Origin of the sequence: Luteibacter sp. CQ10 (genome assembly GCF_040900725.1) — a bacterium.
GTDB lineage: Bacteria > Pseudomonadota > Gammaproteobacteria > Xanthomonadales > Rhodanobacteraceae > Luteibacter.
In genome coordinates this window covers 28,111-51,293 of sequence record NZ_JAEUYM010000006.1, presented here as the reverse complement: position 1 = coordinate 51,293, position 23,183 = coordinate 28,111, and the positions used below count along the sequence as shown (strand labels likewise).

The window sequence follows — 23,183 nt, the reverse complement described above, 5'->3', positions numbered from 1 at the left end:
TGGCGATGGCACCGCCCGCGTTCGCCGGCACCGCCCTGCCCTCGGCCATCGACGGCCAGCCGATGCCGTCGCTGGCGCCGATGCTCGCCAAGGTGACGCCGGCGGTGGTGAACATTTCCACCAAGACGCGCATCCGTACGCGCGATGCGTATTTCGACGATCCCCTCTTCGGGCAGTTGTTCGGCAACCAGGGCCTGCCGCGCGAGCGCGTGGCGCAGAGCCTGGGCTCGGGCGTGGTGGTGGATGCCGCCAAGGGCTACGTGCTCACCAACAACCACGTGGTGGGCGGCGCGGACGACATCACCGTCACCCTGCAGGACGGGCGCGACCTCAAGGCCAAGCTGATCGGCACCGATCCGGATACCGACGTGGCGGTGTTGCAGATCCCCGCGCAGAACCTCCAGGCCCTGCCGATCGCCGACTCCGCGCAGCTGCGCGTGGGCGATTTCGTGGTGGCGGTGGGCGACCCGTTCGGGCTGGGACAGACGGCCACCTCGGGCATGGTGTCGGCGCTGGGGCGCTCGGGCTTGGGCAAGGGCATCCAGAACTTCATCCAGACGGATGCGTCGATCAATCCGGGGAACTCCGGTGGCGCGCTGGTGAACCTACGCGGCGAGCTGGTGGGGATCAACTCGATGATCTTCACGCCGTCGGGCGGCAACGTGGGTATCGGCTTCGCCATCCCCACGGATCTGGCCACCGGGGTGATGAAGCAGTTGCTGGCCTACGGCAAGGTGCGCCGGGGCAACCTGGGCGTGGAGGTGCAGGACATCACGCCGCGCATCGCGCAGGCGCTGGGATTGAAGGACACCAACGGCGCGGTGGTGACACGGGTGAACGACGGCTCGCCGGCCGATGGGGCGGGGTTGCAGACGGGCGACGTGCTGACGGCGGTGGATGGGAAGCCGGTGCGTAGTGCGCAGGATGTGCGCAATACCGAGGGGCTGCTGCCGCTGGGGGCGAAGGTGAAGCTGTCGGTGCGGCGCGAGGGGGCGTCGAAGGATGTGGAGGCGACCATCGCCGCGGTGAAGCTGGCGACGCTCGAGGGTGGCAAGGTCGATAAGCGCCTGGCCGGGGTGGTGTTGAGCGATCTGTCCACCGAGCAGAAGGAAGGTGGGCTGTATGGCGTGGCCTTGTCCTCGGTGCAGCGCGGATCGACGGCGTATGCGGCCGGGTTGCGGGATGGGGATGTGGTGGTGGCCATCCAGCGGCAGCGGATCAATGGGGTGAAGTCGTTGCCTACGACGGGGTCGTTGCCGGTGCGGCAGTTGTTGCTGTCGGTGGTGCGGGATGGGGATGTGTATTACGTCGTGCTCTGACGGTGTCGCGACCGGGTTTCGCCGATACGATCGGCTCCCACCCCTTCGGTAGGTAAATCACCGCCTTGCTACCGGGTGGTGGGAACCGATCGCATCGGCGAATGGGCCGCGGACAGGGTCCACTCCCACCCTTCGGTAGGTAGAGCACGGTCTTGCTACCGAAGGGGTGGGAGCCGATCGCATCGGCGAACGGGCCGCGGACAGGGTCCGCTCCCCCCTTCGGTAGGTAGAGCACGGTCTTGCTACCGAAGGGGTGGGAGCCGATCGCATCGGCGAACAGGCCGCGGACAGGGTCCGCTCCCCCTTCGGTAGGTAGAGCACGGCCTTGCTACCGAAGGGGTGGGAGCCGATCGCATCGGCGAACGGGCCGCAGACAGCGCCCGCTCCCACCCTTCGGTAGGTAGAGCACGGTCTTGCTACCGAAGGGGTGGGAGCCGATCGCATCGGCGAACGGGCCGCGGACAGGGGCCGCTCCCACCCTTCGGTAGGTGAGCACGGCCTTGCTACCAAAGGGGTGGGAGCCGATCGCATCGGCGAACGGGCTGGCCTCACCCTTTCGCGATCTCGAACCGCGGACAGGGTCCACGAAGGGGCTTGCCCCGGTTCACATGAACACCACACCCCTACAGCCTACGTTCCGTTTTCCGTCGGCAGGATGCTGAACGACGTCGATGGTGCGCCAGCGCCTGCAATGGCCCACAATGGCGCCCTTCTTGCCAACCCCGTTCCGTCCCGAGGTTCTAGCCGTCCATGTCCTTTCGTCTCACGCGACTGTTCACCGCCACGCTGATCGGCCTTAGCGCCTCCGCCACCGTTCTCGCCGCCGGCAGCCAGCTGGTCTGGCGTGGCGACGTCACCACCGCGCGCGGCGTGGTCACCGACGTGGCCAAGGCCTGGGAGAAATCCGGCAAGGGCAAGATCGAACTGCAGCCCTTCAACACCGCCTCGGGCATCGATGCCGTCGCCAAGGGCACGGCCGACCTCGCCGGCTCCGCCCGCCCGGGCATCGGCGGTGCCGAGCAGTCGCTCACCTTCACGCCGGTGGCATGGGACGCCCTGGTGATGGTCACCTACCCGTCCAACCCGGTGAAGAACATCACCCTGATGCAGCTCCATGAGATCTACATGGGCCACATCACCAACTGGAAGGAACTGGGCGGCGAAGACGCGCCGATCAACCTCTACGCGGTCGCCAGCCCCAACGACGGCGTGGAATACAGCCTGCGCAAGCTGCTGTTCGGCCGCGGCAACCAGCCGGTGGCCGCGCCGCGCCTCTACGTGAACGCCGCCAAGCTCGAAGAGGGCGTCACCCTCGACAAGCGCGGCCTCGGCGCCACCACGCTGGGCAACGTCGCGAGCAACAAGAAGCTCAAGGTGCTGTCGATCGACGGCGTGACGCCGTCGTCGTCCACCGTCGCCAGCGGCGCCTACCCGCTCTACACCGAGCTGTATCTCGTCTCCAACGACGCCAGCCCGAAGGCGGCCGACGTGAAGGAGTTCATCGCCTACGTCACCTCCAGCGCCGGCAGCTCGCTGCTGCGTTCGCACAGCCTCGTGCCTTACGCCGACGGCATGGCGCTGGCCTCGGGCGATGCCGCGCGCCGCGCGAAGATCGCCTCCACCGTGGGCACGCGCGCCAACGCCGGTCAGGCGATGACCACCGCCCCGGCCGTCGCGGCCGCACCGGCGGCCGCCGCCGTGGCGAAGGAAACCGCCATCGCCCAGGCGCAGACCAAGGGCAAGGGCGCCAAGGCGGCGAAGGAGACCAAGGGCTCCGTGGCCACCACGGCCGAGCCGTCGCAGTTCGCCAGGGTGGTCGCCAGCGTCAGCACCACGGCGCACCAGGGCTTCGCCGGCGTGCGTGCGGAAGCCTTCACGGTGTCCGACAACGCCAAGCGTGGCGGCAAGTTCGCCAAGGTCACGGCCGATGCCGTCACCGTGAAGGGCAAGCCGGTGGCCAAGCCCGCCGCGCCGGTCGACAGCAGCGAGAAGCCGTCGGGCAAGATCGACACGCCCAAGGCCGCCGCGGTGAAGGCGGCCAAGGCCGAGCCGAAGGCCGTCGCCAAGACCGAGAAGAAGACGGCCGCCGGTCGCACCTACAAGGTGTCGGCGGGCGACACGCTCTACTCCATCGCCAAGCGCAACAACGTGGACGTGACGCAGCTTCGCGCCATGAACGGCCTGAAGGACAACAACGTCCACCCGGGCCAGGTGCTGAAGGTCGGCGCCCGCTGACACCGTGACGATCCGCGCCGTTACGCTCGACCTCGACGATACCCTGTGGCCGGTCCTCCCGGCCCTCATCGAGGCCGAGCACTGCGCCGATCGCTGGCTGAAAGAGCATCATCCCAACGTCGCCCTCGCATGGCCCATCGAGGCCATGCGGGAGCTTCGTGAGAAGATCACCCGCGACTACCCGCACCTCTCGCACGATTTCAGCGAGCAGCGCCGCCTCACCATCCGCCACGCCTTCGCCGAGTGCGGCATCGACGATGCCCCGGTGGAGGAGTTGTGGCGCGTCTACTACGTGGCGCGCAACAACGTGGAGCTGTATCCCGACAGCCTCGCGGCGCTCGAGCGCATCGCCTCGCGCCTGCCCATCGCCAGCATCTCCAACGGCAATGCCGACCTGGAAATGATCGGGCTGCACCACCTCTTCCATTCGCGCGTCAACGCGTCCGGCGTGGGCGTGGCCAAGCCCGATGCGAAGATCTTCCTGCATGCCGCCGAGGCCTTGGGCGTGGCGCCGGAACACATCCTGCACGTGGGCGACGATCCCCTGCTCGACGTGGTGGGCGCCCACGAGGCGGGCATGCGCACCGTGTGGCTCAACCGCACGGGCGAGGCGTGGTCGCATGGCCCCGAGCCCAACTTCGTCTTCACGAACATGACCGAGCTTGCCGACTGGGTTGAGACGGCGACCGATACCCACCGTTAGAATGGGCCTTCGCTGATTGCACTCATTCATTGGCGCAGGCGGAAGGCCGCGCCATTCGGGAGCCCTGATGTCGTCGCTGATCGAACGCAAGTCCGGAAAACGCCGCCCCATTCCCATCGAGACGGTGGATGCCGCCGGGATGGCCGCGGCGGAAGAGCGCCTGAGCCCGGCGCACCGGCAGTGGGTCGCATCGACGGGGTTCCGGCCCATGCCCGGCTCCTGCGTGGTGCTGCCCGATGCGCGCGGCGCCATCGCCCGTGTGTTGATCGGCGTGGATCGCACCGATCCGCTGCCGGCCCTGGGTGACCTGGCCCGCCGGCTGCCCGAGGGCGTTTATGACATCGCCGACGAAGGCGTGATCGACGACCGTGACCTGCTCGCGCTCGGCTGGGCGCTGGGCGCGTATCGCTTCGAGCGTTATCGCAAGCCCGGCCGTGAGCCCGCGTCGCTGGTCGTCGAGGGTTCCACGCTGCGTGCGTTGCAGCCGATCGTCGACGCCACCGCGCAGGTGCGCGACCTGGTCAACACGCCCACCGAGGACATGGGGCCGGAGCACCTTTCCCAGGCCGTCCATGCGCTGGCGACGGAGCACAAGGCGAAGGTGCGCGAGTGGGTGGGCGACGAGCTGCTGCAGGCCAACTTCCCCACCATCCACGCCGTGGGCCGCGCCAGCCATCGCGCGCCACGCATGATCGAGCTCACCTGGGGCAAGAATTCGAACCCGAAGCTGACCATCGTCGGCAAGGGCGTGTGCTTCGACACGGGCGGCCTGGACATCAAGCCGTCGGACGGCATGCGCTGGATGAAGAAGGACATGGGCGGCGCGGCGCATGCCATCGCGCTGGCCGGTCTGGTGATGGGCGCGAAGCTGCCGGTGCGGCTCACGCTGCTGGTGCCCGCCGTGGAGAACGCCATCGCCGGTAACGCCCTGCGTCCGGGCGAGGTGATCCGCACGCGCGCGGGCATCACGGTGGAAGTGGACAACACCGACGCCGAGGGGCGCCTGATCCTTTGCGATGCGCTGGCCTTCGCGGCCGAGCAGGCGCCGGACCTGATCGTGGATTTCGCCACCCTCACGGGCGCGGCACGCGTGGCGCTGGGGCCGGAGTTGCCTGCGCTGTTCACCAATCGCGATCAACTGGCCGACGACGTGATCGGGGCGGCGGAGGCCGTGCACGATCCAATGTGGCGCTTGCCGCTGTGGCGTCCTTACCGGCGCATGCTCGATTCGTACATCGCCGACTTCGCCAACGCGGGGCCGTCGCGACATGCGGGCGCGGTCACGGCGGCACTGTACCTCGAGCGGTTCGTTCCCGAGGGTCAGAACTGGATGCACCTGGATACCTACTCGTGGAACGACGGCGATCGGCCGGCGCATCCGCGGGGCGGTGAGGCGCAGGGATTGCGTGCGTTTTTCCGGTTCTTGTCCGAGCGGTATTCGTGAATTGACCGTCGCTCCTGCGTACGCAGGAGCCCAGGGCGGTGAGCTCGGTTATCGCGCGGGTGCCGATGTTTGCGTAGCTACGTGGCGGCGAAGACCGTTTGCCCGGCGCTGGGTTCCTGCGTGCGCAGGAACGACGTGAGGGCGTATCTGACTCACCGTCGCTCCTGCGTATGCAGGAGCCCAGGGCGGTGAGCTCGGTTATCGCGAGGGCGCCGATGTTTGCGTAGCTACGTGGCGGCGAAAACCGATTGCCCGGCGCTGGGTTCCTGCGTGCGCAGGAACGACGTGAGGGAGGTGTGGGGCGTCAGTTGTCTTCCGTGCTGCTCTGCTTCGCAGCGATCACCGCCCGCAAGTTGCGCTCCAGTTCCGCGAGCGTCAGTGGGAAGTAGTTCTCTTCGCGATCGCCCACCGACCAGCTCGCCACGCGCTGGTCGGTCACCGGCACGCCGCTGGCGTTGAGCGCCGCGCGCACCTCGGCCGGCGACAGGTCGGTGGCCTGGAGGATCAGCTGCCAGAGCCAGTTCATGCGTTGCGGGTCGACGCCGCGGGTCATCGGTGGACGGGTGTAGTCGGGCATGGTGAAGGTCTCGGCAATGCGATGCGGCCGTATGCTAACGGCGGTCGCGCGCTTGCGGCAGGTCCTGTCGTTGCCGTGCCGTCCGCGGGACGGTCCGCTGCCGAAGGGTGGGAGCGTACCCTGTCCGCGATTCGTGCGGAGCGGCCGCCCTGAATCGCCGACACGACAGGCCCTCACGCAGTAGGCTTGGCTGTCCCGTCCTCCCCGGAGCACTCCCCATGCGCCGCTTCGCCCTCTGCCTGCTCACCCTCGCCCTGCCCGCCTTCGCCGACGACACGCCGACCGTGCAAGACCTCGGCGCGCGGCTGGAACGTGCCGAATATCCCTACCCCGTGACGATGTTCCCCGTAAGCAGCCAGGGCCAGTCGCTGGAGATGGCCTACATGGACGTGAAGCCCGCCAAGCCGAACGGGCGCGCGGTGGTGCTGCTGCACGGCAAGAACTTCTGCGGCCCTTATTGGAAAGCCACGGCCGATCGCCTGGCCGGCGAGGGCTATCGCGTGGTGATTCCCGACCAGATCGGTTTCTGCAAATCGTCGAAGCCGCGCGGTTACCAGTACAGCATCCCGCAATTGGCCGCGAACACGCACGCCTTGCTGGCGAGCCTGGGCATCGACAAGGTGACCGTGGTGGCGCATTCGATGGGCGGCATGATCGGTGCGCGCTATGCACTGATGTTTCCGCAGGGTACCGAGAAACTGGTGATGGTGGATCCGCTCGGGCTGGAAGACTGGAAAGCCAAGGGCGTGCCGTGGCGCAGCGTCGACGACTGGTACCGCAGCGAGCTGAAGACCTCTTACGCGAGCATTCGCGCATATCAGTTGAAGAGCTATTACGACGGCAAGTGGAAGCCGGAGTACGACACGTGGGCCTTGATGCAGGCCGGGCAGTATGAGGGCTCGGGTCGTGAGACGTCGTCGTGGGCGGGTGCGCTGACCTACGACATGATCATGAACCAGCCGGTGGTGTATGAGTTCGCGCAGATCCGCGTGCCGACGGTGTTGATCATCGGGCAGCGCGATCGCACGGCGGTGGGCAAGGATGCGGCACCTGCCGACGTTCGCGAGACGCTGGGGAATTACCCGGTGCTGGGGCGCGAGGCGGCGGCGAAGATTCCCAGGGCGAAACTGATTCCGCTGGAGGGGTTGGGACATTCACCGATGATCGAGGCCCCGGAGCGGTTCTATAAGGCGTTGGATGAGGCACTCTGAAAGGCCGTTCGCCGATACGATCGGCTCCCACCCCTTCGGTAGCGACGTTATCGCGACCCGCTTACGGACTTGTCTCATCCCTTCGGTAGCGACGTTGTCGCAGCCCGCATGCCGACGTGCTCACCCGCAGCGAACAAGCTTATCGAAGCCGTTCTACCGAAGGGGTGGGAGCCGATCGCATCGGCGAAACACGTCGCGACACGCTCACACCTCGTGCTGCACCGGCCGGATCACATACCCCACCGGCAACCACCCCGACGCCCCGGGCGCCAGCGATATCGTCTCGAACTGCATCGCTTTCGCGTAATGCGCCACGAAGATCACGTTGAGGTAATCGCCCGCGGGCAGTCCCACCGGATCGCGCACGCGCGTCACCTCGAACCATTCGCGCGCCTGCAGCGGCCCACGATCGACGCGGATGCGGCGGATGTAACGCGACCATTCTTCGCGCGAGACGAGTTTCTGCATCATCGCCCCGGCTTCGAGCCACATGGCATCGGGGCGGCGCAGTTCGGCGAGCCTTACCCAGTGCGTGGCGCTGCTGACGGCGTTGTCGAGCGAATTGGGTTGGGGCCCGAGTTTCGGCGTGTGAGCGATCGTGAGCATCGCGCCGAACGTGGCGGCACTGGGTGTTACGGCGGCGACCTTGCCGGCGGTCGCGGTGTGCGTTCGCATGGACCGTCCTCCTCTTGGACGATCACAGATTGGCCACCCCCGCCGGCCGGGGCAATTCGGCCGGATGGACTAGCCCTTCGTGGGCCACGTGGAGGTCGGCCATCGCCGCTGAAGCGGCTCCTACCAAGCGGGGTGCGGCACCGTGCAGGCGTTTGCCCTTGCCCGGTAGGAGCCGATTCATCGGCGATCCCTAACCGTGTCGCGACGGGCCATCGCCGCTGAAGCGGCTCCTACCAAGCGGGGGTCGGCACGATTCAGCGCTTGCCGAAGGCCAGCACGTCGGCCGTGTAGGTTTCCACCACGAGGCTGAAGGGCTGGTTGGCCTCGGTGTAGAGCACGGCCCGGTGCCGCAGCACTTCATGGGGAATCGCCAGAGGCCCCGGATGGGCCGCCGGCAGCGGCGCCTCCATCTCCCAGCCCTTCGGCAGCGGTGACCAGAGCAGGTCGGCGCTGATGGTCTGGCGGCGGAAATGCAACGCCTGCACCACCTTGCCGAAGGGCTGGTCGGTGCTGTCGAGAATCCGGTTCATCTCGGCCGTGAGACGCGAGGGCACATACCAGTTGTCCGCCTCGGACAGCACGTGGCTGCCGCACGACAGGCGCACGCGGCGGTAACGCACCGGCTCGTCGGGACCGATGCCGAGCGTGTCGCGGTCGGCGGCGGGAAGCGGCTTGTCCTGTCCCTTCACGCGGTTGGCCACGATCTTCGCCTCGCCGGCCAGGCCGTGATCGCCGCACCAGCGCTCCAGCGTGAGCGTGGCGCTGGGGTGGCTGAGCAGGTCGGCATTGAGCGTCTGCAACAGCGCCAGCGCCTGCGTGCGCGAGGCCACGTCGTCGCCGAAGGCTTCGCGCGCCGTGGCGGGGCCGCTGCTGGCGGCCATCACGGCGATGGAGCCGGCGGCGATGAAAGCGCGTGAATTCATGGATTACAGTCCCTTGGCGGCCTGGGCCACCGCGCGGAACAGCGCGCGGCCCTTGTTCATGGTCTCTTCCCACTCGGCGGCGGGGTCGGAGTCGTACACCACGCCGCCACCGGCCTGCACGTGCAGGCGGCCGTCCTGGATCACGGCCGTGCGGATCGCGATGGCCGTATCCGCGTCGCCCCACCAGCCGAGCCAGCCGATGGCGCCAGCGTAGATGTTGCGCTTGAAGGGCTCGAGCTCCTGGATGATCTCCAGCGCGCGGATCTTCGGCGCGCCGCTCACCGTGCCCGCGGGGAACGTGGCCTTGATGACGTCCATGTACGACATGCCGTCCTTCAGGTCGCCTTCCACCTGCGACACGATGTGCATCACATGCGAGTAGCGCTCCACCACGAAGGATTCGGAAAGCTGCACCGTACCCGTCCGGCTCACGCGGCCCACGTCGTTGCGGCCGAGGTCGATGAGCATGAGGTGCTCGGCGCGCTCCTTCGGATCGGCGAGCAGTTCTTCCTCGAGCGCCACGTCTTCGGCCGTGTCTTTACCGCGACGGCGCGTGCCGGCGATGGGACGCAGCACCACGCGGCCGTTCTTCAGGCGCACGAGGATCTCCGGCGACGAGCCGACGATCTGCGTGCCGCCGATGTCGATGAAGAACATGTACGGCGAGGGATTCATCGCGCGCAGCGCGCGGTAGACGTCCACCGGCCGTGCGTTGAAGCCGACGCTGAGGCGTTGCGAGGGCACCACCTGGAAGATGTCGCCCGCGCGGATGTATTCCTGAGCGGTGCGCACCATGGCTTCGTATTCCTCGCGGGTGAACGAGGATTTGAAATCGGATTCGTCGATGGCCGCCGGCTGCAGCATCTGCGGATACGACGCGCCGGCCTGGCGCAGGCGGAAGGCCAGCGCGTCGAGGCGGCGCACGGCTTCGGCGTAGGCCTGCGGACGCGAGGGGTCCGCGTGCACGATGAGGTAGAGGCGGCCCTTGAGGTTGTCGAACACGGCCAGCTCGTCGGCGAGCATCAGCAGCACGTCGGGCGTGCCCAGTTCGTCGCGCTTGTCCCACTGGGCGAGGCGCTTCTCGATGTAGCCGATGGTTTCGAAGCCGAAGTAGCCGACGAGGCCGCCGTTGAAGTCGGGCAGGCCCGGCAGCTTCGGCACCACGTATTGCTGGCGCAGCACCTCGATTTCCGCGAGTGGGTCGTCGAGGTGGCGGCGTTCGATCACTTCGCCGTTGTCTTCCACCTCCAATTCGTGGCCGCGCAGGCGGTACACGCGCCTGGCCGGCAAGCCGATGATGGAATGGCGTCCCCAGGTGGCGCCGCCCTCGACCGATTCGAACAGGAAGGTGTACGGGCCGTCGGCCAGCTTCAGGTACACCGACAGCGGGGTATCGAGATCGGAGAAGACCTCGCGCACCAGCGGGATGCGGGTGTGGCCCTGCGCGGCGTAGGCGTCGAATTGTTCGCGGGAGATCATGGGGGGGACGGATTCGGGAGGTGACTTCCGATTGTAGTCCAGCCGTGAGGGGAGCCGTATCGCCGATACGATCGGCTCCCACCCCTTCGGTGGGCAGGCTTTCCTGCCGACGGTTGGAAGCGGGCCGATGGCCAAGCCTCGACCGCCTTGCTACCGAAGGGGAGCTGTATCGCCGATACGATCGGCTCCCGCCCTTCGGTAGGCAGGCCTTCCTACCGACGGTTGGAAGCCGGCCGATGTCCAAGCCTCGACCACCTTGCTACCGAAGGGGTGGGAGCCGATCGTATCGGCGAACCCTACGGAGCCATGCGGTCAGGCCAACCGCTGCCTCGGCATACCCTTCAGGTGCAGGGTGAAGGCCACCCCGCCCTCGATATTGCGCGCACTCGCCGAGCCCTGGTGACGCTCGGCCACCAGCCGCACCACGTAGAGCCCCAGCCCCAGGTGCGGCGCGTCGCCCGGCGTGGCCTTGTCGCGCAAGCTCACCAGCGAATCGAACAGGCGTCCCTGCATCGCCGCCGGCAACGGCGGGCCCTGGTTGGCCAGCTCGATATCGGCGCCGTCGGGCGTGGGGCGCAGGGCGATGCGCAGCCAGCCGTCGGCCGGCGTGAACGACACGGCGTTGTCGAAGAGCTTGTCCAGCGCCTGCGCGATAAGTTCGGGCGACACATGCATGCGAACGGGCGCGTCCGGCAGTTCGGTCTGGATGCGGCGGCCGCCGGCCAGGCCCCGGTAACCCTCGGCGCATCCCCGCACGATCTCGCCCATGTCCACGTCTTCGGCTTCCGCGGCGGCGATCGCGCGCTCCATGCGCGTGGCTTCGCTCATGGCGCGCACCAGCGCACCCAGGCGGGCCACGCCGTCGCGCGCACGGGCGAGGTAGGGCTCGGCTTCGGCGGGCAATCCCGCGTGATCGAGGTTGTCCAGCGACGACTTCACGATGGCCAGCGGCGTGTTGAGTTCGTGCGAGAGCTTGGAGGCCAGCGTGCGCAGGTAGTCGGTGTAGCCGCCCACCACCTCGAACAATCTCGCGAAGCTGCGCGCGAGATCGCCCAGCTCGTCGGTGGCGTCGATGAGCGGGAACGGGCCGTCGAGGCGGCCGTCGTTGTCCTGCGCGCGCTCGGCGGCGTTGCGCAGGCGACGCAGGCGGAAGGTCAGGCGCGTGGCGAACAGCAGCAGCACGCCGCCGGCCACCAGCAGCACCCCGAAGCTGACGATCAGCAGACTGAAGAGTGCGCGGTTCGCCAGCAGGGGCACGGCTCGGCTGGGCTGTTCGAGCAGCACCACGCCATGCAGCTTGCCGCGCATGGTGATCGGCATGGCGGCGGCCAGCACCACGCTGCCGCGGGCCTCGCCCGTGCGCCACGACGTGGACGGCTTGCCCTTCAAGGCGCGGCGCACCTCGGGCAGGTCGATGCGCGGGGCATCTTCGGCCCACGCGCCGGCGTCGTCCAGGCGCCCGGCCACGAGCGAGCGGTAGATCAACGAGGCCAGCCAGCCCGGCCGGTCGGCCAGCGACTGGTCGGGAAGTTGCAGCTTGCCGCTCTGCGCCATCAGCCAGGCGTCGGGCGACAGCACGCGCACGCGCACGCCGTCGGGGGCCAGGCGCGATAGCTCCTGCGAGAGCGACGTGGAGAATTCGAGCAGCGGGCGGTTGTCGACGGACAACGGTTCGCCATCGCCTCCCAGGTGCACGCCCACGCCGAAGTGATCCAGGCGCAGCCCGCGCGGCAGTCGGAACTCGGCGTGGAAGCCTCCGCCGTCTTCCTGCCATTGCGCGTTGATGCGATCGGGCAGCACGCCCGCTTCGGCGTCGAGCGCGATCGCCGTGGTGGGGCCCGGCGCGGCGCTGGCGAGGAGGTAGCGCTGGGCGTCGTCGCCGCTGGCGATGGAGACGATGAGATGGTCGGCGCTGAGCGCGAGGCGGTCGCCCGCATCGGCGCGGTGGCGCTGGGCCGCGCGCACGTCGATGTAGAAGTAGAGCCAGTGGGCGTCCTCGGCGAGCATCACGCGGGCGTTGCGGTCGAGCGGCTGTGCCCAGGCGCTGAGCGGGGCCCAGTCGTCGCCGTAACCGTCGACGGTGATGGGTACGTTGCTCTGCTGCACGTACCAGGCGGCGCCGGCGGGAGGCAGAGGGGCGTCCACCACCACGAGGCTGCGCGCCAGGGCGCGGGCGGAGGCCACCAGGGCCTGGGCCTGGCCTTCGCGCAGGAGGGTTTCCATCTGGCGCACGTAGAGCCACCCGGCCACGGGAAGGGCCAGTGTGCAGAGTGCGACGAGGAGGAGTTTTTGTCGGAGGGTCATGGCAAGAGCTTCGCCGATACGATCGGCTCCCACCCCTTCGGTAGGGAGCACTCGATGCCCGGACTACCTCGCTCGGCAGTAGGCACAGACGAGCTGGCGACCGAAAGGGTAGGAACCGATCGTCTCGGCGATTTACGGCGTCCAGCGATAGCCGACACCGTGCACCGTCTCGATCGCATCGAAATCCGGCGCCAGCGCCACGAACTTCTTGCGGATGCGCTTGATGTGCGAGGTGATGGTGGCGTCGTCGACCACCAGTTCGGCCTCGCGCATCAGCTGGTCGCGGTTCTTCACGTGGCCGGGGAAACGCACCAGCGTGTGCACCATCCAGAATTCGGTGACGGTCAGCGGAATCTCCGTGCCGTTCCAGGTGACGCGCATGCGCTCGGATTCCAGGCGCAGCGGGCCGTGCTCGATTACCGTCTCGCTGGAGGCGGGCACCTTCAGCGATTCGATGCGGCGGAACAGCGCCGCAATGCGCGCGGCGAGCTGGTGCAGGCTGGTGTCCTTGGAGAGGTAGTCGTCGGCGCCCAGGCGCAGGCCCGAGATCACGTCGAAATCCGAATCGCGCGCGGTGAGGAAGATGATCGGCAAGGTGGCCGACTTCGCGCGCAGTTCACGGCACAGGTCGAAGCCGCCCTCGGGCTCGTCGCCCAGGCCGATGTCGATGATCACCAGCTCGGGCAGGCGCATGGCGAACGCGGTGGAGGCCTCGCCGCGCGAGCCGTAGCCGCGCGTTTCGTAACCGAAACGGTTGAGGGCCTCGACGTAGTTGGCGCGGATGAGGGGTTCGTCTTCGACGATGGCGATGCTGCGGGCCATGGGCATTCCGTGGGGAGGGATCGGCGAGCGCAGGGTGCTACGCCGGTTGCGTGTTCCGCAAGCCTTCGTTTCCTTCACGGGTCCACTGCCATCGGTTTGCCATGAATGGCCCCCGGATTGCCCCGACCGGGTCGTTTCCCGCGCCGCGTCGGGCGTTCAACTGTCCATCACGGCAGCCATCGCGGCGCCGAAGGAACCTCGCCATGAAGACCAAGCTCGACGCCGACAACTCCGAACTGGAACGCGATTTCGAACCGCTGCGCGTGATGCTCGCGCTGGGCGCCCTGATCCTGGGCATCGTCTTCGGCATGCACTGATCCCTTCCCCCTGGGACGCTCTTGAGTGAGCCCCTTCACTCCCCCGGTCTCGTGGCCGGGGGAGCTTTTTCGCGTGCGCTTCAGTCGGCGCGCGGAGCCACCTGGCTGATCGGAACGAGCTGTTCCTCACCGACGAAGACCCGGCTGTTGTAGCCCTGGAAGTAGCTCGACCTCTGCGCCTGGAGGAAACGGGCCAGGGAGAAGCCGCTCTGGTGACCGATGCCGTTGGGGTTGAAGCTGTCGGGCATCGTCAGCCCATCGATGAAGACCGATCCGCCGAAGTTCATCGCCCAGGCGATCTCGCGGTAGGCCCGGTCGAAGCGGTGTTCCGCCCGCTTGGCGGCGATGTCGTCGGCGTACTTCGCCTTGAGTTGCACCCAATAGGCGTTGGCCTGGCGCAGTTCGTCGGGCGTGACCGCCTTATAGGCCGAGATGAAGGCCGGCTCATAGTTCGGGTCGTGGCGTTCGGCCGCCAGCGCCAGCCAGGCCAGGCCGAGCGGGCGGTTCCGGTCGGCGTGATCGCCGTTGAAGTACATGATGCCCAGTGCGTACTGCGCGGGCTTGCTGGCCCAGGCGGCGGCGTCTTTCAGGCTTTCGCGGGCCATGCCCGGGTAGCCGCGCCAGTAGTTTCGCGCCGCCGAGCAGAAGTAGTAGTCGCCCGGCAGGAAACGCTCGAGGCCGCCGGGGCACGGGAGCAACGATTTGGCGACCACGTCCTGCTGATCGGGCAGGGGCTGGGGCCTGTCGCGGGCGACGGCCGCTCCGGCGAAGAAGGTGGATGCAAGGATCAGAGAGAGCGACAGCAGGTTCGATGGTTTCATCGCCGTGTACTCCGTGTTTTGCCCCCCGAGGCAATGCCGAAGATACCACCGTGGCGGTCGTGCGGGCGTTATCCGCTTCGTAGGGTTCGCCGATGCGATCGGCTCCCACCCCTTCGGTAGGGAAGGCTTCGGTGACCTTGCCTGATGGGGTAACTCCGGCGCGGGCAGGTTGAGGAGGCCTTGCTACCGAAGGGGTGGGAGCCGATCGTATCGGCGAACCCGCCTGGCCTCAGCCTTTGTCGATGGCGGCATGCATCCGCCGGATCACGTCGGCGTAATCCGGGGCCGTAAAGATGGCCGAGCCGGCCACGAAGGTATCCGCGCCCGCGGCGGCGATCTGACCGATGTTGTCGGCGTTTACGCCGCCGTCCACTTCCAGGCGGATAGCGCGCCCGCTCGCATCGATCCGCTCGCGCACCTGGCGGATCTTCTCCAGCGCCGAGGGAATGAACTTCTGCCCGCCGAAACCCGGGTTCACCGACATGATGAGCACCATGTCGATGGTGTCGATCACGTGGTCGAGCCAGTTCAGCGGCGTGGCCGGGTTGAACACCAGGCCCGCCTCGCACCCTTCGCCCTTGATGAGCTGGATCGTGCGATGCACGTGCTCGGACGCCTCGGGATGGAAGCTGATGCTGCGCGCGCCGGCCTTGGCGAAGTCGGGCACGATGCGGTCCACCGGCTTCACCATCAGGTGCACGTCGATGTGCTCGGTGATGCCGTAATCGCGCAGTGCCTTGAGCACCATCGGGCCGATGGTGAGGTTGGGCACGTAGTGGTTGTCCATCACGTCGAAGTGAACCCACTGCGCGCCCGCGTCGAGCACCTTGCGGGTGTCTTCGCCGAGACGGGCGAAGTCGGCCGAGAGGATGGACGGGGCGATGACGGGGGATTGCTTGGCCATGGTGGGTACCGTGTCTGGGCGGCGAAAAACCGCAGGGTAAACCGTTTGGGTTAAAGCTGGCGTCGACGATCCGCTACGCCGGTTCGCCGATACGATCGGCTCCCACCCCTCCGGTAGCGAGCTTCCTACCGAAGGGGTGGGAGCCGATCGTATCGGCGATGCTTTTATTTGAACCCTCGCTCGGACTTGATGCGCTCGTACGCCGCGTTGATCTCGCTCGCGCGCGCTTCGGCGCGGCGGCGCATGTCTTCGGGGAGATCGCCGAGGCGGTCGGGGTGGTGTTCGGAAATGAGCTTGCGATAGGCGCGCTTCACCGCGCGCTCGTCGGCGTCGCGCTGGATGCCGAGCACGGCGTAGGGATCGGGGCCCTGGGTGTTCCGCTGCGGGGGCACGTAACCGCCGCCGTGGTTCCCGTGCGCGCGACCGCCCTGCCCCGCGTTCCACGCGTAGCCCTTCATCGCCATGAGGGCCATGAGTTCCATGTCGCTCACGCGCAGCGCGAAGGCGAGCTGGCGCAGGATGGCCATCTTCGCCGGCGACGGCGCACCCTCGGCGAGCACGGTGTCGATCACCACGTCGATCACGGGGAACGCATGGTCGCGGCGATGGCCGACCCACTGGCGCAGCTCGTCGATGACTTCGGCGGCGTTGAACTCCGGCTGCTTGCCTTCGTTGAAGGCGCCGATGGCCTTGCGGCGCTCGTCCTGGTCGAGGCCCATGCGCGCCATCAGCCGCTCGGCGATGGCGATCTCGGCCTCGGAGATGCGGCCGTCGGCCTTGGCGACGGCACCGATCAGCGCGAAAAGGGGCGCCACGTAGCCGCCCTGGGCGGGCGTGCGTCGGCGTTGCTGGCGGCTGGCGTCGAACATGAAGCCGAGCACGCCGCCGACGAGCATGCCGATCAGGCTGTAATGGGTGAGCCAGAAGCCGACCATGGCTCCGATGAAGGCACCGGTAAGATTCATTGAACGCCCTTGGAGGGGGTCTGGGCGGAGAACCATTCGGCGAGCTGGCTCAGCTCCGCATCGGTGAGGGGGCCGACGGCGGCGCGCATCACGGGGATGTCGCGGCGGCCGTCACGGTATTGGGCGAGCGCGGCTTTGAGGTAATCGAGCTTCTGCCCCGCCAGGTTCGGCGCGCCGGGAATGCGCGCCATGCCGTCTTCGCCGTGGCAGGCCGCGCACAGGCCCAGTCGCGCCGGCTTCGCGGGCGGCGTGGCAAGGACGGGGGCGGAGAGGGCCAGGGCGAGAGCCGCGGTCGTGAGGTTGCGCATGGCAAGGCTATGGGGGCGGTAACCGCAGATTCTAGCAGGCTGGCCCATCGGTCATGAGGCACCGCCGATTCGCCGATGCGATCGGCTCCCACCCCTTCGGTAGCGGGGTTTCGTGCCGATCGGATCGGCGATTGGCCCTACAATAAGGTGATCCCCGCCTCACCCGGAGCCCGCACGTGCCCACCACCCTGAGCCAATCCGACCTGCCCGGCCTGGACCTCATCCATCGCGGCAAGGTCCGCGATGTCTACGCCCTCCCCGGCAACCGCCTGCTCATGGTGGCCACCGATCGCCTCTCGGCCTTCGACGTGGTGCTGCCCGATCCGATCCCGGGCAAGGGCGAGATGCTTACGCAGATCTCCAATTTCTGGTTCGCCAAGACCGCGCACCTCATCCCCAACCACCTCACCGGCGAGGACGTCGCCTCGGTGCTGCCGTCCGGCGTCGACCCGGCGCTCTATGAAAAGCGCGCCGTCGTCACCAAGCGCCTGAAGCCGGTGCCGGTGGAGGCCATCGCGCGCGGCTACCTCATCGGTTCGGGCTGGAAGGATTACACCGCCACCGGCGCCATCTGCGGCATCACGCTGCCGCCGGGCCTGCAGCAGGCTCAGCAGCTTCCCGAGCCCATCTTCACCCCGTCGACCAAGGCCGCCGTGGGCGACCACGACGAGAACGTGAGCTTCGACGCCGTGGTGGCCGCCGTGGGCGAAGACCTCGCCCACGCCGTGCGCAAGGCCACGCTCGACATCTACCGATTCGCCGCCGCGTACGCCGCCGAGCGCGGCATCATCGTGGCCGATACCAAGCTCGAGTTCGGCACCGACGAGAACGGCGTGCTGCACGTGATGGACGAGATGCTTACCCCGGATTCCTCGCGTTTCTGGCCCGCCGACGACTACCAGGTGGGCATCAGCCCGCCCAGCTACGACAAGCAGTTCGTGCGCGATTACCTCGAGCAGATCGGCTGGAACAAGCAGCCGCCTGCACCCCGGGTGCCAGCCGATGTCATCGAAGGCACCGCCGCGAAGTATGCTGAGGCCCTGGACAAGCTCGCAGGCATCCGCCTCGGCTGATACGTCCCGGGGAGGCCACGATGCGAGACGCAGCGACCTGGTTCGGCAACTACAGCCGCGATCACCAGAATCCCACCAACCGCCTGATCCATTGGATCTGCGTGCCGGCGATCACCTGGACGGTGGTCGCCCTGGTCTGGCTGATTCCCGTGCCCTCCTGGCTGGGCAAGCCCGGTCTGTGGGCCGTGCTGGCGATGTTCCTGGCGTTCTGTTTCTACTACTACCGGCTCTCGCGGGCGATCGGCCTGGCGATGGCCGGCGCCTTCGTGGCGCTGGCCCTCGTCACCGATACGCTCTACCGCGGCATCGGCGCCTCCGGCCTGGCCTGGCTGGCCGTGATCGTCTTCGTGGTGGCCTGGGTGGGCCAGTTCATCGGCCACAAGATCGAAGGGCGGCGCCCGTCCTTCCTCACCGACCTGCAATACCTGCTGATCGGCCCCGCATGGCTCATGAGCAAGGCCATGACCCGCTTCGGCGTGCGCTACGAATGACCCAGCCCCTGCTGACCCTGCTCTCCGCGGGCATCTGGTGGGTGATCTACTCCAGCGCGGCGGCCGTGCTGCCCGCGGTGATGATCTGGGCCATCCTGCGCTGGCTCGAACGTACCCCCGTCGTATTCAACCGCGCCTATTTCGCCAGTCTGCTCTGGGCCTTGTCGCTGGTGGCCCTGGGAGGCCTGGTGATCGCCGCGCATCACGGGCAGGCCGTCGGCCAGTCGGTGTTCGCCCTGCCCTGGATGCGGGCCGTGCTCGTCGTCGGCATGCTGCTCGGCGCCTTTCTCGTCTGGCGCCTCGTGCCACGGGTGGACGCCCGCCGGGTGAAACCGACCAGCGCCTGCATGGCCGTGGCCATGGTCATGGTGGTGGTCATGGTGCTGGGGACCACGCTGCATCGATAGGAAACCCCTATCGAATCGATGCGAACCATCAGTTGGACTCGTGGGACGGCGTCCCCATAATGAGAGTCATTCTTATTGGAGAGTCCCCATGGCGCGCAAGATCAAATATGCCGCGACGCATTTCAGCATCGCCTTTTCCATGAGTTACGCGGTAAACCAGAACGTGGCCGTCAGCACCCTGGTGGGCTTGGCCGAGCCGTTCTGCTTCGCCTTCGGCCGCAACGTCGCGCGCGAGGCCCGCACGGGCCTGTCAGTGGCGCCCGCCGCCTGATCCGCCACCCACGCGCGCGTTGACGTCGGTCACGGCGCGAGTAAATCCCTCGAACGGGACGTCGGTGATGCCGACGAGCCCGATGTGTGCGTTCTCCCCATCGAGAACCCGCCCGGTGACCGGCTGGTCGACGTATTGGAACCAGTGCGTGCCCACCACCACGCCCGATGCGGCCGCCGCATCGACAAAGCGCGCGTACGCCTTGCCGCGCTCGTCCTCGTTCGCCACCGCCGCCACGCCGTTGCCGAACGGCCCGCGATCGGCCGAGCCGAAATGGAATTCCGTCAGCAGCACCGGCTTGTCCCAGCGGCGGAATTCGGCCACGTCGAAGCCGTGTTCCGGAAGGTCGGTGTAGGTGTTGATGCTGGTGACGTCGGCGACGGTCGCGCTGGCCTCTTCCACTTCCGGCGTGCGCACGGCGAGGCGGCCGCCGAGGAAGAGGTGGTTCGGGTCGGCCTTTTTCAGCGTCCGGGCCACGGTCTGGAAGTAGCGCGTGGCGAAGGTTTTCAGGAAAGCGATGTAGTCCGCGGCGATGGCCGGGTGGGCTTCGTTGAAATCGGGCGCGTGGAACCCCTGGGCCTCGACGCGGTGCCAGTCCGGTGCGTCGACGCCCCAGGCTGTCGCGAATGCGCTCGCGTCGGGATACGTGCGCTTGAGTTGCGCGAGGAAGGCCTGCTTCGCCGGGCTGTCGGGACCTTGCGCCAGTGAACCCGTCGCCAGTGCCCAGCGCCCCTGTGGCCCCTGCCCTGCCCACGCCAGTTCGTTGTCGGCGAAATAGCCGAGCAGCCAGGGATCGTCGCGCACGCCTTTCGTGGCGATGGCCACGGCCTGTTCGGTGGCTTTGGCGAAACGCGGATCGAAGGGGTCGGGCATGCGGCCCCAATAGTCGTAGCCCGTGCTCACCGTATTGAAGTCGCCGCGGATGAGGATGGGCACGGTATAGGCCATGCGTTTGTCGCCGGCGAACGCGGGATCGCTCCAGTTGCCGAGCGTGTTGAAGTGCCAGGCCTTGAGGCGGTCGAGCGTGCGCGAGCGCCATGCGGCGGCGAAATCGTCGCCCAGCGTGCGGGCGACGTTGTTCGCGTAGATGTCCCACCAGCGGCCATGGTTCATGCCATTGTCGCGTTGCGAACCGTTATCGCTGCGGCTGTCCGCCGTGCCGCCGAAGCGGCCGTTCGCGCCCGAGGGGTCGGCGAACATGAACTCGCGGCCCTGCACGTAGGTGCGGCCGTCGGTGTGGTTGACCGCGTTGACGCCAAGGGAGAAGAACGCATGGCCCTCGGGGGTGACGAGCCACCAGCGGTTGCCTTGTTTCTGTGTACGGAACCAGCCCGTCGCGCGCATGGCCGGCAGGTCGGTGCGGCCGCCGTAGCGGTCGAGGCCCGGTACGGCGTCGACGTGCGGGGTCGCGCTGGCGCGTTGCTTCAACTCGTCGTCGTTGGCGATCTTCTCGGGCCACGTGGCACGGGTGTACTGGCCGTAGCGGTCGACGATGTGGGTGTAGGCGGCGCGGAGGTCGGCGTCGCCGGGAACGTCATCGAGTTTGCCGATCAGGATGGTCTGCGCGGCGCCCGGTTGCGGCATGGAGAGCGTGACCGCGGTGACCTTGGCCGCGTCGACGGCCCCTTCGACCGTGGTCGCGACAAGGCGTTTCTCCTTGCCGTCGTCGAAGGGCATCGGCGGGCCGACCTGCATGCCGAAGGCACGCGGCGAGGTGGCCGTGAGGGGAAGCGACAGGGTTTGTGGCGGGCCCGGCGGGAGGCCCACCGTGGTTTTCAGATGCTTGTCGCCGGAGGCGACATCGACGATGAGGGTAACGGGCCACGGCATGCCATTCTGCACACGCAGGCGCAGGGTGCCGTTGGCTGGCCAGGTCCAGGGGGCGCGGGCCGGCGCGAGTGTGAGCGAGGGCGATGGCGCAGGTTGGAACGTGACGGCGACTAACTCAGTGCCGTCGGCGGCTTTGCGTGCCGTCGGATCCAGCGATGCACCGTTCCCGCCGATGCGCAGGCCGTCACCTGGATGAACGGGATCGACCGCTAAGGCGTGGGCTGCGGGAACCAGGCAAGCCGTGAAGGCGAACGTTATGAAGCGCATCGCTCAACCTTAGCGCATCGCAAGACGGGTTTCGCCGATGCGATCGGCTCCCACCCCTTCGGTAGGCGAGATGACGCGGGTGGTGGGTGGATCGAGGCTACCGGGTTCGCCAATGCGATCGGCTCCTGCCCCCTTGACCGCAAACGATCTACCGAAGGGGTGGGAGCCGATCGCATCGGCGAAACCCGGCCGCGGCATCGCGACGTTTAGCGGTCAGCCTTTCGCCCACTGCCTGCGCCACAGGTAATACACCGGCACGCCGATCGCGATGATCAGCAGGCTCATGCCCGCATCGCCGGGCGCGGCGATGGCCGTGGCGGCGATCACGCACAGCACCGTGGTGGTGAACACCAGCGGCAACCATGGATACCCCGGCACGAGGTAGGGCGACGGCTCGGACGTCAGCTTTCGGCGATACCAGAAGATCGTGGCGATGCCGAAGGCATGCGACAGCCACTCGCCGACGGTGGTGTAGTTGAGCAGCGCATCGAAACTGCCCGAGAGGATCAGCGTAATCGCCCAGGCACCGAGCACGATCAGGGAAATCTGCGGCGCGCCGGTTTTCGCATCGATGCGGGCGATCGGTTTGAAGAACATGCCGTCGGCACTCATCACCTGCAGCACGCGGGCGCCGCCGGCAATGGCGATGCTGCAATAGCCGAAGGTGGAGCAGGCGATGCCTACGGCGATGATGGTGGCGCCCGATTCGCCGAACAGCTTGCGCATGAGATCGGCCGCGGGGGCCGTGCTGGCGGCGAGCCCGTCATGGCCGAGTCCCGCCATGTAGGCGACATTGACCAGGATGTAGCAGATCACCACGCTGCCCATGCCCAGGCCGAGTGCCCGCGGCAACGTGCGCTGGGGCTCGCGTACTTCACCGGCGAGGTCGTTGAGGTAGTGGAAGCCGCCGTAGGCGAAGAGCGCGGGTAGCAAGGCGCCGACCAGCGTGCTTACCGGCACGTCGTGCGTCGGGTCGTGGGCAAAGGCCGCGCCGAGATGGCCGCGCGCGAGGTACAGGCCGACGGCGATGAGCAGTGCCACCGCGCTGAGCTTCAGCACGGTGAAGATGTTCTGTACGACGGCACCGGCGCGGATACCGAAGAGGTTCACCGCCACGATGAAGGCGATGGCCGCGACGGCGAGCGGCTTGACCCATTCGTGCGGAAGGCCGACGGCTTTGGTGGCGTAGTCGGCGAAGGTGGTCGCCACGGCGGCGACGCTGCCCGGGTAGTTGATGAGGGCCATCGTCCAGCCGAAGAGGAACGCCGGGAGTTGGCCGAATGCTTCACGCAGATATACGTAGGTACCGCCGGCCTGGGGACGTCTTGCGCCCAGTTCCGCGTAACAGAGCACGCCGGCCAGGGTGAGCAGGCCGCCCAGGGTCCAGAGGATGAGCACCTCGGTTCCGGAGCTGGTGCTTTTGGCGACGGAGGCCGGCGTGCGGAAGATACCCGCGCCGATGACTCCGCCGATGACGATCATCGCGGCATCCCAGATGCCGAGGCGACGCAGGTAGTGGGCTGGCTGGGGGGCAGGCATCCGCCGACGATGCCATAACCGAGGTTCGTGTGCGAGATGACCGATGTAAATCATGAGTCTACCGCGCCGTACCCCGCTTGGTAGGAGCCGCTTCAGCGGCGATGGCCCGTCGCGACACCGTTAGGGATCGCCGATGAATCGGCTCCTACCGAGCAAGGGCAAACGCCTGTACCGTGCCGCACCCCGCTTGGTAGGAGCCGCTTCAGCGGCGATGGCCCGTTGCGACACCGTTAGGGATCGCCGATGAATCGGCTCCTACCGAGCAAGGGCAAACGCCTGTACCGTGCCGCACCCCGCT

Annotated in this window: 21 protein-coding genes; 9 read left to right on the top strand and 12 right to left on the bottom strand. The window is 67.6% G+C overall.

The annotated features are described in order from the left end of the window. The first annotated feature begins 5 nt into the window (after window positions 1-5). From JNG39_RS19120 to JNG39_RS19105, 4 genes are all read left to right on the top strand, one after another. Window positions 6-1,319, top strand: a complete 1,314-nt coding sequence (locus JNG39_RS19120) for a Do family serine endopeptidase (RefSeq protein WP_247375095.1) — start codon at window positions 6-8, stop codon at window positions 1,317-1,319. Window positions 1,320-2,069: 750 nt separating this feature from the next. After that, entirely contained in the window at window positions 2,070-3,554 is a 1,485-nt protein-coding gene (locus JNG39_RS19115; protein ID WP_368313559.1) for a substrate-binding domain-containing protein, read from the top strand. Between the two features lie 4 nt (window positions 3,555-3,558). Then, window positions 3,559-4,257: an HAD family hydrolase gene (locus tag JNG39_RS19110; protein WP_368313558.1), complete on the top strand. Its 699-nt coding sequence runs from the start codon at window positions 3,559-3,561 to the stop codon at window positions 4,255-4,257. A gap of 67 nt (window positions 4,258-4,324) precedes the next feature. Further along, window positions 4,325-5,701 (top strand): M17 family metallopeptidase, encoded by a 1,377-nt coding sequence (locus JNG39_RS19105; protein WP_368313557.1) that lies wholly within the window; start codon window positions 4,325-4,327, stop codon window positions 5,699-5,701. A gap of 304 nt (window positions 5,702-6,005) precedes the next feature. Here JNG39_RS19105 and JNG39_RS19100 read toward each other — a convergent pair whose 3' ends face one another. Next, a complete protein-coding gene (locus tag JNG39_RS19100) occupies window positions 6,006-6,278 on the bottom strand; it encodes a hypothetical protein (protein WP_368313556.1) in 273 nt (90 codons plus the stop codon). A gap of 218 nt (window positions 6,279-6,496) precedes the next feature. On the opposite strand from JNG39_RS19100, the gene JNG39_RS19095 reads away from it, so the two are divergent. Continuing rightward, a complete protein-coding gene (locus JNG39_RS19095) occupies window positions 6,497-7,489 on the top strand; it encodes an alpha/beta fold hydrolase (protein ID WP_368313555.1) in 993 nt (330 codons plus the stop codon). Window positions 7,490-7,693: 204 nt separating this feature from the next. On the opposite strand, the gene JNG39_RS19090 is transcribed toward JNG39_RS19095, so the two are convergent. The 9 genes from JNG39_RS19090 to JNG39_RS19050 all read right to left on the bottom strand — a co-directional run bounded on the left by JNG39_RS19090 (window position 7,694) and on the right by JNG39_RS19050 (window position 17,007). Beyond that, entirely contained in the window at window positions 7,694-8,164 is a 471-nt protein-coding gene (locus JNG39_RS19090; RefSeq protein WP_368313554.1) for a DUF4019 domain-containing protein, read from the bottom strand. Window positions 8,165-8,418: 254 nt separating this feature from the next. After that, on the bottom strand, window positions 8,419-9,087 hold the full coding sequence (locus JNG39_RS19085) for a hypothetical protein (RefSeq protein ID WP_368313553.1): 669 nt from the start codon (window positions 9,085-9,087) through the stop codon (window positions 8,419-8,421). Window positions 9,088-9,090: 3 nt separating this feature from the next. Then, window positions 9,091-10,566 (bottom strand): anthranilate synthase component I, encoded by a 1,476-nt coding sequence (gene trpE / locus JNG39_RS19080; protein ID WP_247373067.1) that lies wholly within the window; start codon window positions 10,564-10,566, stop codon window positions 9,091-9,093. A 312-nt stretch (window positions 10,567-10,878) separates the two neighbouring features. Continuing rightward, entirely contained in the window at window positions 10,879-12,870 is a 1,992-nt protein-coding gene (locus JNG39_RS19075; RefSeq protein WP_368313552.1) for an ATP-binding protein, read from the bottom strand. Between the two features lie 132 nt (window positions 12,871-13,002). Continuing rightward, a complete protein-coding gene (gene pdsR, locus JNG39_RS19070) occupies window positions 13,003-13,692 on the bottom strand; it encodes a proteobacterial dedicated sortase system response regulator (protein ID WP_144915181.1) in 690 nt (229 codons plus the stop codon). A 397-nt stretch (window positions 13,693-14,089) separates the two neighbouring features. Further along, window positions 14,090-14,830 carry a hypothetical protein gene (locus tag JNG39_RS19065; protein WP_368313551.1) on the bottom strand — a complete coding sequence of 247 codons (741 nt, stop codon included), beginning with the start codon at window positions 14,828-14,830 and terminating at the stop codon, window positions 14,090-14,092. Between the two features lie 229 nt (window positions 14,831-15,059). Further along, window positions 15,060-15,734 (bottom strand): ribulose-phosphate 3-epimerase, encoded by a 675-nt coding sequence (rpe, locus tag JNG39_RS19060; protein ID WP_368313550.1) that lies wholly within the window; start codon window positions 15,732-15,734, stop codon window positions 15,060-15,062. A gap of 164 nt (window positions 15,735-15,898) precedes the next feature. Then, a complete protein-coding gene (djlA, locus tag JNG39_RS19055; protein ID WP_368313549.1) occupies window positions 15,899-16,699 on the bottom strand; it encodes a co-chaperone DjlA in 801 nt (266 codons plus the stop codon). Beyond that, window positions 16,696-17,007 carry a cytochrome c gene (locus JNG39_RS19050; protein WP_368313548.1) on the bottom strand — a complete coding sequence of 104 codons (312 nt, stop codon included), beginning with the start codon at window positions 17,005-17,007 and terminating at the stop codon, window positions 16,696-16,698. The genes djlA and JNG39_RS19050 overlap by 4 nt, the downstream gene beginning before the upstream one ends. Window positions 17,008-17,183: 176 nt before the next feature. On the opposite strand from JNG39_RS19050, the gene JNG39_RS19045 reads away from it, so the two are divergent. From JNG39_RS19045 to JNG39_RS19030, 4 genes are all read left to right on the top strand, one after another. After that, window positions 17,184-18,080, top strand: a complete 897-nt coding sequence (locus JNG39_RS19045; protein WP_368313547.1) for a phosphoribosylaminoimidazolesuccinocarboxamide synthase — start codon at window positions 17,184-17,186, stop codon at window positions 18,078-18,080. Between the two features lie 20 nt (window positions 18,081-18,100). After that, window positions 18,101-18,571, top strand: coding sequence for a DUF962 domain-containing protein (locus tag JNG39_RS19040; RefSeq protein ID WP_368313546.1), 471 nt, complete (start codon window positions 18,101-18,103; stop codon window positions 18,569-18,571). Next, the gene (locus tag JNG39_RS19035) at window positions 18,568-18,978 is read left to right on the top strand and encodes a hypothetical protein (protein ID WP_368313545.1); all 411 of its coding nucleotides are present in this window, start codon (window positions 18,568-18,570) and stop codon (window positions 18,976-18,978) included. The genes JNG39_RS19040 and JNG39_RS19035 overlap by 4 nt, the downstream gene beginning before the upstream one ends. 88 nt (window positions 18,979-19,066) lie before the next feature. Then, on the top strand, window positions 19,067-19,249 hold the full coding sequence (locus tag JNG39_RS19030; RefSeq protein WP_368313544.1) for a DUF2061 domain-containing protein: 183 nt from the start codon (window positions 19,067-19,069) through the stop codon (window positions 19,247-19,249). On the opposite strand, the gene JNG39_RS19025 is transcribed toward JNG39_RS19030, so the two are convergent. After that, window positions 19,229-21,079 (bottom strand): beta-agarase, encoded by a 1,851-nt coding sequence (locus tag JNG39_RS19025; protein WP_368313543.1) that lies wholly within the window; start codon window positions 21,077-21,079, stop codon window positions 19,229-19,231. The genes JNG39_RS19030 and JNG39_RS19025 overlap by 21 nt on opposite strands. A 480-nt stretch (window positions 21,080-21,559) precedes the next feature. Beyond that, on the bottom strand, window positions 21,560-22,885 hold the full coding sequence (locus tag JNG39_RS19020) for an APC family permease (protein WP_256452157.1): 1,326 nt from the start codon (window positions 22,883-22,885) through the stop codon (window positions 21,560-21,562). Between the last annotated feature and the right edge of the window lie 298 nt (window positions 22,886-23,183).

Excerpts from the sequence above, each read along its gene's own strand:
- JNG39_RS19120 (WP_247375095.1), top strand. The coding sequence starts at position 6 with ATGGCACCGCCCGCGTTCGCCGGCACCGCCCTGCCCTCGGCCATCGAC.
- JNG39_RS19115 (WP_368313559.1), top strand. The coding sequence starts at position 2,070 with ATGTCCTTTCGTCTCACGCGACTGTTCACCGCCACGCTGATCGGCCTT.
- JNG39_RS19105 (WP_368313557.1), top strand. The coding sequence starts at position 4,325 with ATGTCGTCGCTGATCGAACGCAAGTCCGGAAAACGCCGCCCCATTCCC.
- JNG39_RS19100 (WP_368313556.1), bottom strand. The coding sequence starts at position 6,278 with ATGCCCGACTACACCCGTCCACCGATGACCCGCGGCGTCGACCCGCAA.
- JNG39_RS19095 (WP_368313555.1), top strand. The coding sequence starts at position 6,497 with ATGCGCCGCTTCGCCCTCTGCCTGCTCACCCTCGCCCTGCCCGCCTTC.
- JNG39_RS19090 (WP_368313554.1), bottom strand. The coding sequence starts at position 8,164 with ATGCGAACGCACACCGCGACCGCCGGCAAGGTCGCCGCCGTAACACCC.
- JNG39_RS19085 (WP_368313553.1), bottom strand. The coding sequence starts at position 9,087 with ATGAATTCACGCGCTTTCATCGCCGCCGGCTCCATCGCCGTGATGGCC.
- trpE (WP_247373067.1), bottom strand. The coding sequence starts at position 10,566 with ATGATCTCCCGCGAACAATTCGACGCCTACGCCGCGCAGGGCCACACC.
- JNG39_RS19075 (WP_368313552.1), bottom strand. The coding sequence starts at position 12,870 with ATGACCCTCCGACAAAAACTCCTCCTCGTCGCACTCTGCACACTGGCC.
- pdsR (WP_144915181.1), bottom strand. The coding sequence starts at position 13,692 with ATGGCCCGCAGCATCGCCATCGTCGAAGACGAACCCCTCATCCGCGCC.
- JNG39_RS19065 (WP_368313551.1), bottom strand. The coding sequence starts at position 14,830 with ATGAAACCATCGAACCTGCTGTCGCTCTCTCTGATCCTTGCATCCACC.
- rpe (WP_368313550.1), bottom strand. The coding sequence starts at position 15,734 with ATGGCCAAGCAATCCCCCGTCATCGCCCCGTCCATCCTCTCGGCCGAC.
- djlA (WP_368313549.1), bottom strand. The coding sequence starts at position 16,699 with ATGAATCTTACCGGTGCCTTCATCGGAGCCATGGTCGGCTTCTGGCTC.
- JNG39_RS19050 (WP_368313548.1), bottom strand. The coding sequence starts at position 17,007 with ATGCGCAACCTCACGACCGCGGCTCTCGCCCTGGCCCTCTCCGCCCCC.
- JNG39_RS19040 (WP_368313546.1), top strand. The coding sequence starts at position 18,101 with ATGCGAGACGCAGCGACCTGGTTCGGCAACTACAGCCGCGATCACCAG.
- JNG39_RS19035 (WP_368313545.1), top strand. The coding sequence starts at position 18,568 with ATGACCCAGCCCCTGCTGACCCTGCTCTCCGCGGGCATCTGGTGGGTG.
- JNG39_RS19030 (WP_368313544.1), top strand. The coding sequence starts at position 19,067 with ATGGCGCGCAAGATCAAATATGCCGCGACGCATTTCAGCATCGCCTTT.
- JNG39_RS19025 (WP_368313543.1), bottom strand. The coding sequence starts at position 21,079 with ATGCCGTGGCCCGTTACCCTCATCGTCGATGTCGCCTCCGGCGACAAG.
- JNG39_RS19020 (WP_256452157.1), bottom strand. The coding sequence starts at position 22,885 with ATGCCTGCCCCCCAGCCAGCCCACTACCTGCGTCGCCTCGGCATCTGG.